The following is a 13,065-nucleotide window of genomic DNA, read 5'->3' on the forward strand; positions in this document are numbered from 1 at the left end:
GGCGGTGACCAGCTCCCGCAGCGGATGCCGGGCCAGCACCGCGTCCACCTCCGGCGTCAACGCCGCCGCCAGCCGGGACGCGGGCGGGCGGCTGTCGTCACGCAGGGCGCCGACGGCGGCGCGCAGCACCTCGCGGCCGCCCTCGCCCTCGGGGACGCCGGCGGCCGCACGCTCGTACAGCCGAGCGCCCTCCTCCAGGACCAGTTCGGTGTCCATCCCGGCCGGGATCTTGATCTGGGCGTGGTGGCGCCAGGTGGTGACCGGGTCCCCCCAGGCCTCCACGTGGTAGGTCCAGCGGCCCGCGGCGCCGGGCGTGACCATGGCGCCCCAGCGGTCGGTGCCGGGCGCCAGTTCCCGCATCGGCGTCCACGGGCCCGGACGGCCCTCCGGATCGGTCAGGACCACGTTCGCGGCGACCGCGTCGTGGCCCTCGCGGAACACGGTCGCCGAGATCTCGAACGACTCGCCGGTCACGGCCTTGGCCGGCCTGCGCCCGTGCTGGACGATCGGGCGGACGTCGAGGACGGGGATGCGCCCGACGCCGGAGGCGGCCCGGGCGGAGGGTGGCTCCACGGCCGGCGCTCCGGCGGCGGGCGGGCGTACAGGGGCTGTGCGGGCGCTGTGCGTCGGGGGTGGAGACGAGTGGTGCTTGGCGGGCATGACCGCTCCTGTCCGCGTCAACGTTGGTGGGCGGATGACTGTGGGGAGGTGGGTCCTGCGTGTTGTCCCTGTGGCGATCCAGGGACGTACCGGAGGAGCCTTCCCACCCTATGCGAGTGGGCAATCCGGCACTTTGTTAACTACTCACGCGTATGCCCGCGCACGGAGAGGGTTCACCTCGTCGCCGGGTGTGCCGTGGTGACAAAGCCGCTTCCCCGGATACCGTCGGGATTGACGACGGGACGCACACCGGCGTGCGTCCCCCCTCCGCACGCCTGACCGAGGTGGCCAGTGAAGGCGATCCGTCGATTCACCGTCCGACCCGTCCTGCCCGAACCTCTTCTGCCACTCAGCGATCTCGCGCGGAACCTGCGCTGGTCCTGGCACGCGGAGACGCGTGAGCTGTTCCAGTCGGTCGACCCCGAGAGCTGGGCCGCCTCGGGCGGCGACCCGGTGCGGCTGCTGGGGAGCGTGCCGCCCGCACGGCTCGCGGAGCTGGCCCAGGACCGCCGCTTCCTGCGCCGGCTGACCGCCGTGACCGACGACCTCCACGACTACCTGACCGGCGACCGCTGGTACCAGTCCCGGCCCGGCGCGCTGCCCGCCGCCGTGGCCTACTTCTCGCCCGAGTTCGGCGTCACGGCGGCCCTGCCCCAGTACTCCGGCGGCCTCGGCATCCTGGCCGGCGACCACCTGAAGGCGGCCAGCGACCTCGGCGTGCCGCTCATCGGAGTCGGCCTGCTCTACCGGCACGGCTACTTCCGCCAGAGCCTGTCCCGCGACGGCTGGCAGCAGGAGCAGTACCCGGTGCTCGACCCCAACGAGCTGCCCGTCGTCCAGCTCAGTGACACCGACGGCGCCCCCGCCCAGGTCGGCCTCGCGCTGCCCGGCGGCAAGCGGATGCACGCCCGGATCTGGCTGGCCCAGGTGGGCCGGGTGCCGCTGCTGATGCTGGACTCGGACGTCGAGGAGAACGACCTCGGCGAGCGCGGCGTCACCGACCGGCTCTACGGCGGCGGCAGCGAGCACCGGCTGCTGCAGGAGATGCTGCTCGGCATAGGAGGGGTGCGGGCGGTACGCGCGTACTGCCGGATCACCGGCCACCCCGAGCCGGAGGTCTTCCACACCAACGAGGGCCACGCCGGGTTCCTCGGTCTGGAGCGCATCGCGGAACTGTGTGCCGAGGGGCTGGACTTCGACTCGGCGCTGGAGGCGGTGCGGGCGGGCACCGTCTTCACCACGCACACCCCGGTCCCGGCCGGCATCGACCGCTTCGACCGGGAACTCGTCGCCCGCCACTTCGCGCCCGACGCCGAACTGCCGCGCATCGACGTGGACCGCATCCTCGCCCTCGGCACGGAGACCTACCCCGGCGGCGAACCCAACCTGTTCAACATGGCCGTGATGGGCCTGCGCCTGGCCCAGCGCGCCAACGGCGTGTCCCTGCTGCACGGCCAGGTCAGCCGGGAGATGTTCGCCGGACTGTGGCCGGGGTTCGACCCGGAGGACGTGCCGATCACCTCCGTGACCAACGGCGTCCACGCCCCCACGTGGGTCGCCCCGGAGGTCTTCCGGCTCGGCGCCCGGCAGATCGGCGCCCAGCGCGCCGAGGACGCGCTGACCGTCGGCGCCTCGGACCGCTGGGACTCGGTCGCGGACATCCCCGACCAGGACGTGTGGGAGCTGCGCCGCAGCCTGCGCGAGCAACTGGTGGAGGAGGTGCGCGAGCGGCTGCGCGCCTCCTGGCGGCAGCGCGGCGCGGGCACGGCCGAGCTGGGCTGGATCGACGGGGTGCTCGACCCGGAAGTCCTGACCATCGGCTTCGCGCGCCGGGTCCCGTCGTACAAGCGGCTGACGCTGATGCTCCGGGACCGCGACCGGCTGACGGAACTGCTGCTGCACCCCGAGCGGCCGGTCCAGATCGTGGTCGCGGGCAAGGCGCACCCGGCGGACGACGGCGGCAAGCGGCTGGTGCAGGAACTGGTCCGGTTCGCCGACGACCCGCGGGTGCGCCACCGCATCGTCTTCCTGCCCGACTACGGCATGGCGATGGCGCAGAAGCTGTACCCCGGCTGCGACGTCTGGCTGAACAACCCGCTGCGCCCCCTGGAGGCCTGCGGCACCTCCGGGATGAAGGCCGCGCTGAACGGCTGCCTCAACCTCTCGGTGCTGGACGGCTGGTGGGACGAGTGGTTCCAGCCCGACTTCGGCTGGGCGATCCCGACCGCCGACGGCGTCGCCATGGACGCCGACCGGCGCGACGACATAGAGGCCGCCGCGCTGTACGACCTGCTGGAGCAGCGGGTCGCCCCGCGTTTCTACGAGCGCGGGCGGAACGGTCTGCCCGACCGCTGGATCGAGATGGTCCGCCAGACCCTCACGCTGCTCGGCCCGAAGGTGCTGGCCGGCCGCATGGTGCGGGAGTACGTCGAGCGCCTCTACACCCCGGCCGCCCACGCCCACCGCGCGATGACCGCGGACGCCGCGCGTGAGCTGGCCGTCTGGAAGGCGCGGGTGCGGGGCGCCTGGCACGGGGTGGCGGTGGACCACGTGGAGGCGTCGGCCGCCACGGCCACCGCGCAGCTCGGCACCACGCTCGGGCTCCGGGTCCGGGTGCGCCTCGGCGAGCTCTCCCCGGACGACGTCGAGGTCCAGGCCGTCTCCGGCCGGGTCGACTCCCAGGACCGCATCACCGACGCCGCGTCGGTGCCGCTGAAACCGGCGGGCAGCCAGGACCCGGAGGGCCGCTGGATCTACGAGGGCCCGCTCTCCCTGGACCGCACCGGCCCGTACGGCTACACCGTCCGCATCCTGCCCACCCACCGCCTGCTCGCCTCCGCCGCCGAACTCGGCCTGCTGGCGGTGCCGTCGGAGGAGACGGTGGCCGGGGCGGGGGTGCTGTTCCGCTGACCGCGCAAGGGCGGGCGAGCCTCGCCCGCCCTTGCCGCCCGCCTCACTCGACGCCTGCGCTCAGCTTCCGCAGGACCTTGCCGCAGCGGTGGGCGTAGGCGTGCTGAAGGCCCCGGGTGGCCGGGCCGCCGGCCTTGGCGTACCACTTGGCCGGGCGGCTGAAGGCGGTCACCGTCAGCCAGACGGTGCCGTCGCCGGTGCGGTCCACCACGAAGGCCTCCTCGCCGCACTCCGGATGCCCGGCCAGCGTGCCGTAGGCCCAGCCGGCCCGGCGGGGCTCCTCGACCGTCCACGCCACGCGGCACGGCGCCTTGATCACTCCGGCGAGGGTGACGGTGACGTGCACGCCGGGCGCGGCCCGGTCGGCGGCGGCGTCGATGCCCACGCCCATCGAGCGGTGCATCTCCCAGGTCAGCACCGCCTGTGCCGCCCGGCGGAAGACCTCCTCGCCCTCACCGAGGCGGGTGCGCACCCGCAGGTGGTGGAAGCCCGGGGGGCAGAAGCCGTCGCGCCGGGTCGCGCCGACGTCGTCGTAGGTGAAGTCCTTCGGATCCGCAGAAGACACAGCAGACAAGGGTAGGGCGGTACCCGGGAGGGACTGACTCCCGGGTACCGCCCGTCGATCACCCTGGTACTGCTGGGACTAGTTGACGTTGACCGCGGACCAGGCCGCCGCCACCGCGTTGTACTCGGCGCTGCCGGAGCCGTACAGGGCGGACGCGGCGCTCAGGGTCGCCGAGCGGGCGCCGGAGTACTTCGTCGTCGACGTCATGTACGTCGTCAGCGCCTTGTACCAGATCTGCAGCGCCTTGGCGCGGCCGATGCCGGTGACCGTGGAGCCGTTGTACGTCGGCGAGTTGTAGCTCACGCCGTTGATGGTCTTCGAACCGCTGCCCTCCGAGAGGAGGTAGAAGAAGTGGTTCGCGACGCCGGAGGAGTAGTGGACGTCCTTGCTGCCGACGGTGGAGGACCAGTAGTCCGCCGAGGCGCCGTCCTTGCTGGGCTTGTCCATGTAGCGCAGCGGGGAGCCGTCCCCGTTGATGTTGATCTCCTCGCCGATGAGGTAGTCGCCGACGTCGTTGGAGTTGGCGGCGTAGAACTCCACGCCGGTGCCGAAGATGTCGGAGGTGGCCTCGTTCAGGCCGCCGGACTCGCCGCTGTAGTTGAGGCCCGCGGTGTTGGAGGTGACGCCGTGGCTCATCTCGTGGCCGGCCACGTCCAGCGAGGTCAGCGGGTGGGTGTTGCCCGAGCCGTCGCCGTAGGTCATGCAGAAGCAGCTGTCGTCCCAGAACGCGTTGACGTACGCGTTGCCGTAGTGGACGCGGGAGTAGGCGGCCACGCCGTTGTTCTTGATGCCGCTGCGGCCGAAGGTGTTCTTGTAGAAGTCCCAGGTGACCTGGGCGCCGTAGGCGGCGTCGGCGGCGGCGGTCTGGTCGGTGGTGGAGCTGGAGGCGACGCCGGTGCCCCAGATGTCGTCCGCGTCGGTGAACAGGGTGCCCGTGCCGGTGGTGCTGGAGTGGGCCTTGTTGTAGACCTTGTGGCCGCCGCGCGTGGTGTCGTACAGCTGGTACGTCGAGCCCGACAGCGTGGTGTTGAGGGTGACGGTGCCCGAGTAGAGGGTCTTGCCGGTGCCGGTCTCGACGCCCTGGTACTCGTAGAGCTTCTTGCCGGTGGCGGCGTCGGTGATGACGTGCAGCTCGTTGGGGGTGCCGTCGTCCTGCAGGCCGCCGACGACCGTCTCGTAGGCCAGGGTCGGCTTGCCGTCGCCGGCCCAGATGACCTTGCGCGCGGAGTCGGCGGAGGTCTTCGCGGAGCCGGCGGCCTTCGCGGCGGTCAGCGCCTGCTTCTCGGCCTTGGCCACGGTGATCTGCGGCTTGACGGAGGCCACCTTGATGGTCGCCTTGACCGCCTTGGTGACGCCCTTCGTGGCGCCGGTGGCCGACTGGTGGACCACCAGGTCGCCGCCGAGCACCGGCAGGCCGGCGTAGGTGCGCTCGTAGCGGGTGTGGACCGCGCCGTCGGCGTCCTTCACGACGTCCCTGACGACCAGCTTCTCCTTGGCGCCGAGGCCTATGAGCTGCGCGGTCTCGGGCGCGGCCTTCTGCTGCTGCTGGATGAGGGAGGTGCGCGCGGCCGCGGAGAGCTGGACCGGGGCGGCGGCGAGCGGGGCCTTGGCCGTGGACTCCGCCGGGGTCTGGGCGGCGGCCGTACCGGTGGTCAGACCGGTGGTGAGCAGGGCGCCGGCGGCGACAGCGGTCGCGATGGCAAGGGTGGAACGCTTGCGACGCGCGTAGAGGGAGGTCACACAAGCTCCTTGGAGTGGGGGAGGTCGGCACGGGGTGGGGCGCCCGGCCGAGTTGTCGTGAAGTTGTGCGGCGTTGTGAGAGAGGGTGACATCAAGGACGCGTACATGTCAGGACCCTCAAGTGATGTTGGCCGAAAAGCTTCGGCTCGATAAATGTTGCGGGAGTGTGAACGGGCTCCACGGCGCCCGGCCGCCGCCCCTGGAGGAAGCGATCGGGGGGTGGGGTGCGGGTGTGTCGCCCGGGGTGGATGTGGGGCAATTTTCGCCAGGGACGCGTCAGGAACTTGGCCGGAAACCGTTCGTTGTCCGGATGTTCATGTTCGCTATACGAACACTTGGGGTGGGTGTGCGAAGGCGCCGGACGCCCGCCGTGCCCGTCACCCCGGCCCGTCATCCCGGCCCGTCACCCCGGGGCCGGTCCCTCGCGGAGTGCTCCGGGCGGGAGTGGAAGCCTCCGAGGGGATATGTCTTGCTTTTCCCTCTTCATGGCAGAGACTGAGGGGTACGGAGGGTCGGCTGAGGATGTGCCAAAGTGTCGATGAAGTGGGACGACGTCGTCGCCCTCGGCAAGGCTTACGAACAACTGCGGGCGGGCGAGCCCGTGGGGCCGTCCGTGCGTGATCCGGTCCTGGCCGCCTGGCGCAGGTGCCACTCCCGGGGCCTCGCCGGGAGGCCCCAGGGAGACCTCCCCTACCAGCGGGATCTGGGCGACGCGCGGAACCTGGCGGAGGCCGCCCGGCCCGTGCTGGAGGCACTGGAGACTCAGCTGTCGGGCCTGCGGACGACCGTCTTCCTCGGTGACGAACGCGCCCGGCTGCTCGACCGGAGGGCGGGCGAGCACACGCTGCTCGGGCGCCTCGACGCGATGCAGCTCGCGCCGGGCTTCAGCGTCCCCGAGGAGGTGATCGGGAACAACGGCATCGGTACCGTCCTGGTGACCCGGCGGCCCGTCTTCATCTACGGCCGCGAGCACTACGGTGACGACCTGACGGAGCTGGTCTGCGCGGGCGCACCGGTGCGCGACCCGCTGAGCGGTCACGTCGTCGGCGCACTCGACCTGACCAGCGCGCGGGCCGACACCCACCCCGCCATGCTCACCTCGGCACTCGAGGCGGCCCGTGCCATCGAGCAGCGGCTGCTGGAGCAGGTCTCCTCCCGCGAGCGGGCCCTGCTCCAGGCGTTCCGGGCCGCCCATCCGCCGGGGAACGGTGGTCCGGGCGGCATGCCCACCGTCCCCGACGAGTTGCTCGACCGCCACGACCGGCTCTTCCTCCAGGCCGCCGCGACCGAGTTGATCTCCTCCGGCCGCACCGGCCTCGTGGAGGTGCGGCTGCCCCACGGACGCACGGCCGTGCTGCGCAGCCGGCCGGTGACGGCTCCGTCCGGCGTCACGGGAATCGCCGTCGAGGCGGCCCTTCCCTCCGGTCTCCGGCAGGACCTCGCCGTGCTGACGGCCGCGGGCACCGCTCCCTCGGCCCTCCCGGGCACCGCTCCCTCGGCCCTCCCGGGCACCGCTCCCTCGGCCCTCCCGCCCCCGCTCGTGAACCACGCCGCGCCGCGCCCGTCGCCGCGACGGCTGCTGCCCCGCCCCCTGGCCCGCCCCCTGCCTCCCGCCCCGGAGCCCGGGCCCCGACCGGGCACCGGGCAGGGCGACGGGCAGGGCGACGGGCAGGGCGACGCGCGACGCGACGAGTGGCTGGTCGCCGTCGGTGAGCCGCTGATGGGCACGCTGGCCCTGCAGGCCCGGCAGCGCCTGGGCCTGCTGTACGACGCCTCCGCGTGCGTCGGCACCACGCTGGACGTGGTACGGACCGCCGAGGAACTGGCCGAGGTGGCCATCCCCCGGTTCGCCGACTTCACCGCCGTCGACGTGCCGGAGGCCGTGCCGGCCGGTGAGGAACCGGTCCGGGTGGACGGTGCGCTGCGCCGCGTCGCGCTCACCGGTGTGCGCGAGGACTCCCCGCTGCACGCGGCCGGTGAACTGATCGCCTACGGGCCGTTCACTCCCCAGGCCAGATGTCTGGCGATCGAGAGTCCGGTCCTGGAACCGGAGCTCGCGACGGCCCATGGCTGGCACCTCCAGGACCCGGCGCGGGGCGAGCGGATCCTGGAGGCCGGCATCCACTCGCTCATCACCGTGCCGATGCGGGCCCGGGGCGTGCTTCTGGGAGTGGTCAGCTTCTACCGCTCCCGGCTCCAGGAGCCGTTCTCCGAGGACGATCTGCTGCTGGCCGAGGAACTGGTCGGCCGCGCCGCGCTGAGCATCGACAACGCCCGCCGTTTCACCCGCGAGCACAAGGTGGCGCTGGCGCTCCAGCGCAGCCTGCTGCCGCGCGGCCTCCCCGCGCAGCGCGCGGTCGAGGTGTCCCACCGCTACCTGCCGGCGCGTTCGGGGGCCGGGGGCGACTGGTTCGACGTGATCCCGTTGTCCGGCGCACGGGTGGCACTGGTGGTCGGGGACGTGGTCGGCCACGGACTGCACGCCGCCGCCACCATGGGCAGGCTGCGCACCGCGGTCCACAACTTCTCGGCCCTCGATCTCCCCGCCGAGGAGGTCCTCGCCCAGCTCGACGACCTCGTCGCCCGGCTCGACGCCGACCAGGAGCAGGCGGAGACCGGTGACGGGGACATCACCGGCGCGAGCTGTCTCTACGCCGTCTACGACCCCGTCGCGGGCCGCTGCACCGTGGCGCGGGCCGGTCATCCGCCGCCCGCGCTGGTACGGCCCGACGGCACCGTCGAGTATCCGGACCTGCCCGGTGGGCCGCCGCTGGGAGTGAGCGGCCACCCCTTCGAAACCGCCGAGCTGGAGATCCCCGAGGGCAGCCTGCTCGTCCTCTACACCGACGGGCTGGTCGAACACCTCGGCCACCGGGACGTCGGCCTCGGGATGGACAGACTCCGCGGCGTTCTCGCCCGGTCCGGGGGAACACCCGAGCACACCTGCCGGACGCTGGACTCCCTGTTGCCCCGGACTCCGGATCACCCCGCCGACGACGTCGCGCTCCTCGTCGCCCGTACCCGGACGGTGGACGACGACCACGTCGCCACCTGGGAGCTGGCCGCCGACCCGGCCGAGGTCTCACGGGTGCGCGCGGAGGTCACCGAGCAACTGGCCCGCTGGGGCCTCGACGAGCTGCTCTTCTCCACCGAGCTCACGGTCAGCGAGCTGTTGACCAACGCGCTCCGGCACGGCAGCGAACCCGTCTCGCTGCGTCTGCTGCGCGACCGCACGCTGATCTGCGAGGTCTCCGACGGCAGCAACACCTCTCCGCACCCGCGCCGGGCGGCGGCCACCGACGAGGGCGGCCGCGGGCTGTTCCTGGTCGCCCAGCTCGTCCAGCGGTGGGGCACCCGGTACACGTCGCGGGGAAAGGTCATCTGGACGGAGCAGCCGCTGGCGCCCGCCCGAGCGGCCTGAGCACCCCTGACGGCGGCAGCCCTGGTGCGCACCGAACACACCGGGCCCGGCCCGTCACGCCAGGCTGTCCCGCCACGCCCGGTGCAGGTCCGCGAACCGGCCCGTGCCCCGGATGAGTTCGTCCGGGGTGCCGTCCTCGACGATGCGGCCGTGCTCCATCACCAGCACCCGGTCCGCGATCTCCACGGTCGACAGCCGGTGCGCGATGACCACCGCGGTACGCCCCTGAAGCACCGTCGCCATCGCGCGCTGCACCGCCCGTTCGCCCGGGATGTCGAGCGAGCTGGTCGCCTCGTCGAGGATGAGCACGGCCGGGTCGGCGAGCAACGCCCTTGCGAAGGCGACGAGTTGGCGCTGCCCCGCGGAGATGCGGCCGCCCCGCTTGCGGACGTCCGTGTCGTAGCCGTCGGGCAGCGCCTCGATGAAGTCGTGCGCGCCGATCGCCTTCGCGGCCCGCTCGATCTGCTCGCGGCTCGCGTCCGGACGCCCGATGGCGATGTTCTCGGCGACCGTGCCGGAGAACAGGAACGCCTCCTGCGTCACCATCACGACCCCGCGCCGCAGTTCCGGCACGGCCAGGTCGCGCAGGTCGACGCCGTCCAGCAGGACCCGCCCGCCGGACGGGTCGTAGAACCGGGCGAGCAGCTTGGCCAGCGTCGACTTGCCCGCGCCGGTCGAGCCGACCACCGCGACCGTCTGCCCGGCCGGGACGGTGAGGTCGAAGCGGGGCAGCACCTCGCCGCCGGTCCGGTAGCCGAAGCGGACGCCGTCGAAGACCACCTCCCGCCCCGGCTGTTCGCCGGCGAGCGGCGGCAGCCCCACCGGAGCCGACGGCTCCGGCACGCTCGGCGTCTGCGCGAGCAGCCCGGCGATCTTCTCCAGCGAGGCCGCCGCCGACTGCCAGGAGTTGAGGAACATGCCCAGCCGGTCGATGGGGTCGTACAGCCGCCGCAGGTACAGCACCGCCGCCGCCAGCACACCGAGTTCGAGCGAGCTGCCCGCCACCCGGTAGGCGCCCCACAGCACGATCAGCGCGACGGCCGTGTTGGCGATCAGCCGGGAGCCGACGACATAGCGGGCCATCTCCAGCAGCGCGTCGCCGTTGGTGCGTTCGTGGCGCCGGTTGAGCACCCGGAAGGCGGCGTCGTTGGCGTCCTCCCGGCGGAAGGCGCGCACCGGCCGGATGCCGTTCATGGTCTCGACGAACTTCACGATGACGGACGCGATGGCGGTGGAGCGCACCCGGTACACCTCGCCCGCCCGCCGCCGGTAGACCCGCACCAGCACGTACAGCGGCACGGCCGACGCCACCGCCACCGCCCCCAGGCCCAGGTCCAGCCACAGCAGCATCGCCGAGATGTAGACCGACGACAGCACGATCATGACCAGTTCCTGCAGGCCCTCGTCGAGCAGTTCGCGCAGCGACTCCACGTCCGTGGTGGACCGGGAGATCAGCCGGCCCGAGGTGTAGCGCTCGTGGAAGTCGACGCTGAGGGCCTGCGCGTGCCGGAAGATCCGGCCGCGCAGGTCGAGCAGCACGTCCTGGTTGACGCGGGCCGAGGCGTTGATGAACGCGTACTGCAGGACCCCGGAGGCGACCGCGCACAGCAGGTAGGCCACGCCCACCGCGACCAGCGGACCGCGGTCGTGGCCGCGCAGCGCCGGTACGGCGCTGTCGATGGCGTACGCCACCAGCAGCGGGCCCGCCTGGACGGCCGCCTGCTGGAGCAGCAGCAGGAGCGTGGTGACGGCGACGCGGGCCCGCAGCGGGGCGAGCAGGGAGCGCAGCAGCGCGGCGGTGGCGCCCGGGGGAGTGGGCAGGGTGTCGCGGTCGAAGGGGTCGCCGGCGGCGGCGCCGGGCGGCGGCCCGCCGGGCTCGTCGTCCGCCGTCGCGACGGTCGTGGTGGGGGCCGTCATCGCTCGTCCTCCGCTTCCCCGGTGCCGGACATGAGGTGGGCGTACTCGGCGTTGGTGCGCAGCAGTTCCTGGTGGGTGCCGACGGCGGCGACCCGGCCGCCGGACAGCAGCGCGACCCGGTCGGCGAGCAGCACGGTGGACGGGCGGTGCGCCACGATCAGGGCGGTGGTGTCCGCCAGGACGTCCCGCAGCGCGGCCTCGACCAGCGCCTCGGTGTGCACGTCCAGGGCGGACAGCGGATCGTCCAGGACCAGGAACCGGGGCCTGCCGACGACCGCCCGGGCCAGCGCCAGCCGCTGCCGCTGCCCGCCGGACAGGCTCAGGCCCTGCTCGCCGACCTGGGTCCCGGTGCCCTGCGGGAGCCCGTGCGCGAAGTCGGCCTGGGCGACGGACAGCGCCCGCTCCAGCTCGGCCCCGCCGGCCGCGTCACCGGCCCCCATCAGCACGTTCTCCGCCACGCTCGCGGAGAACAGGGTGGGCTCCTCGAAGGCGACGGCGACCAGGGAACGCAGCCGCTCACGGGGCATCGCGGCGATGTCCACGCCGTCGAGGGTGATCCGGCCCTCCGTCACCTCGTGCAGCCGGGGGACGAGCGCGGTGAGCGTGGTCTTCCCGCTGCCGGTGGCCCCGACGAGCGCCATCGACTCGCCGGGACGGACGTGCAGGTCGACCCGGTCCAGGACGGGCGGGGAGCCGTCCGGCGCGTCGGGGTAGCAGAACCGCACGCCGTGGAAGCGCAGCCCGCTGCCGCCCGTGCCGGCAGAGGCAGCGGCGGAGGCCGCGGCGGCGTCCGGCTGCGGTTCCGGTTCGGCGTCCCGCACTTCGAAGTACCGCTCCGTGGCGGTGGCCGCCTCCTGACTCATCGCCAGCAGGAACCCGATGGAGTCCACCGGCCACCGCAGGGCGAGCGCCGTGGACAGGAAGGCGACCAGCGTGCCCGCGGACAGCTCGCCGTCGGCCACCTGCACGCACCCCAGCACGAGGGCCGCCCCGATCGCCACCTCCGGCAGCGTCACGATGACGCCCCAGATGGTGGCGAGCAGCCGGGCCTTGCGCAGCTCCGTCCCGCGCAGCGTGCGCGACAGCTCCCGGAACGCACGCGCCTGGCTGCGGTGGCGTCCGAACCCCTTGACGATCCGGATGCCGAGCACGCTCTCCTCGACGACCGTCGTCAGGTCGCCGGCCTGGTCCTGGGCGAGCCGCGCCGCGTCGGAGTACCGCTTCTCGAAGATCACGCAGGTGACGACGACGGGCACCGCCGGCCCCAGGATCACCAGGCCCAGCGTCCAGTCCTGCAACAGCATGATGGTCACGCCGACGACGATCGTCACCCCGTTGACCAGAAGGAACGTCAGCGGAAAGGCGAGGAACATGCGCAGCAGCATCAGGTCGGTGGTGCCCCGCGACAGCAACTGCCCGGACGGCCACCGGTCGTGGAAGGCCACCGGCAGCCGCTGCAGGTGCCGGTACAGGTCCGCCCGCATCTCCGCCTCGACGTGCGACAGCGGCCGCGCCACCAGCCAGCGCCGCATCCCGAACAGCAGCGCCTCCGCCACGCCGAGCAGCAGCACGTACAGCGCGCCGAGCCACACCCCGGCCGGGTCCCGGTCGGCGACCGGCCCGTCCACCAGCCATTTCAGCACCAGTGGGATCACCAGCCCGGTGCAGGAGGCGAGCACCGCGACGAACGCGGCGGTGAACAGCCGCACCCGCACGGGCCGTACGTACGGCCACAGGCGCAGCAGGCTTCGGACGGCGGACCGGTCCACTGGGGTGGCAGGTGTCGTGGGCATCAGCAGTGAGCCTACGGATCGCCACTGACGACGCCCACCGAGTTTTGGCCGGACCGGGA

The 13,065-nt window shown here is 73.0% G+C and carries 7 protein-coding genes; 2 read left to right on the plus strand and 5 right to left on the minus strand.

Annotated features, from left to right (window positions below; all coding sequences use genetic code 11):
* A partial coding sequence (locus VKA29_RS32675; RefSeq protein ID WP_324789650.1) for a maltotransferase domain-containing protein occupies window positions 1–660 on the minus strand: 660 nt, incomplete at its 3' end.
* Between the two features lie 291 nt (window positions 661–951).
* On the opposite strand from VKA29_RS32675, the gene VKA29_RS32680 reads away from it, so the two are divergent.
* Window positions 952–3,570 carry a glycosyltransferase family 1 protein gene (locus tag VKA29_RS32680; RefSeq protein ID WP_324789651.1) on the plus strand — a complete coding sequence of 873 codons (2,619 nt, stop codon included), beginning with the start codon at window positions 952–954 and terminating at the stop codon, window positions 3,568–3,570.
* Window positions 3,571–3,613: 43 nt separating this feature from the next.
* On the opposite strand, the gene VKA29_RS32685 is transcribed toward VKA29_RS32680, so the two are convergent.
* Together VKA29_RS32685 and VKA29_RS32690 are read right to left on the minus strand one after the other, a co-directional pair.
* On the minus strand, window positions 3,614–4,135 hold the full coding sequence (locus tag VKA29_RS32685) for a DUF1990 domain-containing protein (protein ID WP_324789652.1): 522 nt from the start codon (window positions 4,133–4,135) through the stop codon (window positions 3,614–3,616).
* Between the two features lie 78 nt (window positions 4,136–4,213).
* Window positions 4,214–5,875, minus strand: a complete 1,662-nt coding sequence (locus tag VKA29_RS32690) for a M4 family metallopeptidase (protein ID WP_324789653.1) — start codon at window positions 5,873–5,875, stop codon at window positions 4,214–4,216.
* 538 nt (window positions 5,876–6,413) lie between these two features.
* Between VKA29_RS32690 and VKA29_RS32695 the strand changes: the two genes are divergently transcribed.
* Window positions 6,414–9,296, plus strand: coding sequence for a SpoIIE family protein phosphatase (locus VKA29_RS32695; RefSeq protein ID WP_324789740.1), 2,883 nt, complete (start codon window positions 6,414–6,416; stop codon window positions 9,294–9,296).
* A 54-nt stretch (window positions 9,297–9,350) separates the two neighbouring features.
* Here VKA29_RS32695 and VKA29_RS32700 read toward each other — a convergent pair whose 3' ends face one another.
* Together VKA29_RS32700 and VKA29_RS32705 are read right to left on the minus strand one after the other, a co-directional pair.
* Complete coding sequence (locus VKA29_RS32700) at window positions 9,351–11,213, minus strand: ABC transporter ATP-binding protein (protein ID WP_324789654.1); 1,863 nt, start codon at window positions 11,211–11,213, stop codon at window positions 9,351–9,353.
* Window positions 11,210–13,006 (minus strand): ABC transporter ATP-binding protein, encoded by a 1,797-nt coding sequence (locus VKA29_RS32705; protein ID WP_324789655.1) that lies wholly within the window; start codon window positions 13,004–13,006, stop codon window positions 11,210–11,212. Before VKA29_RS32705 ends, VKA29_RS32700 begins: the two co-directional genes overlap by 4 nt.
* Window positions 13,007–13,065 lie beyond the last annotated feature (59 nt).

The organism is Streptomyces sp. H51 (genome assembly GCF_035656535.1).
Lineage (GTDB): Bacteria > Actinomycetota > Actinomycetes > Streptomycetales > Streptomycetaceae > Streptomyces.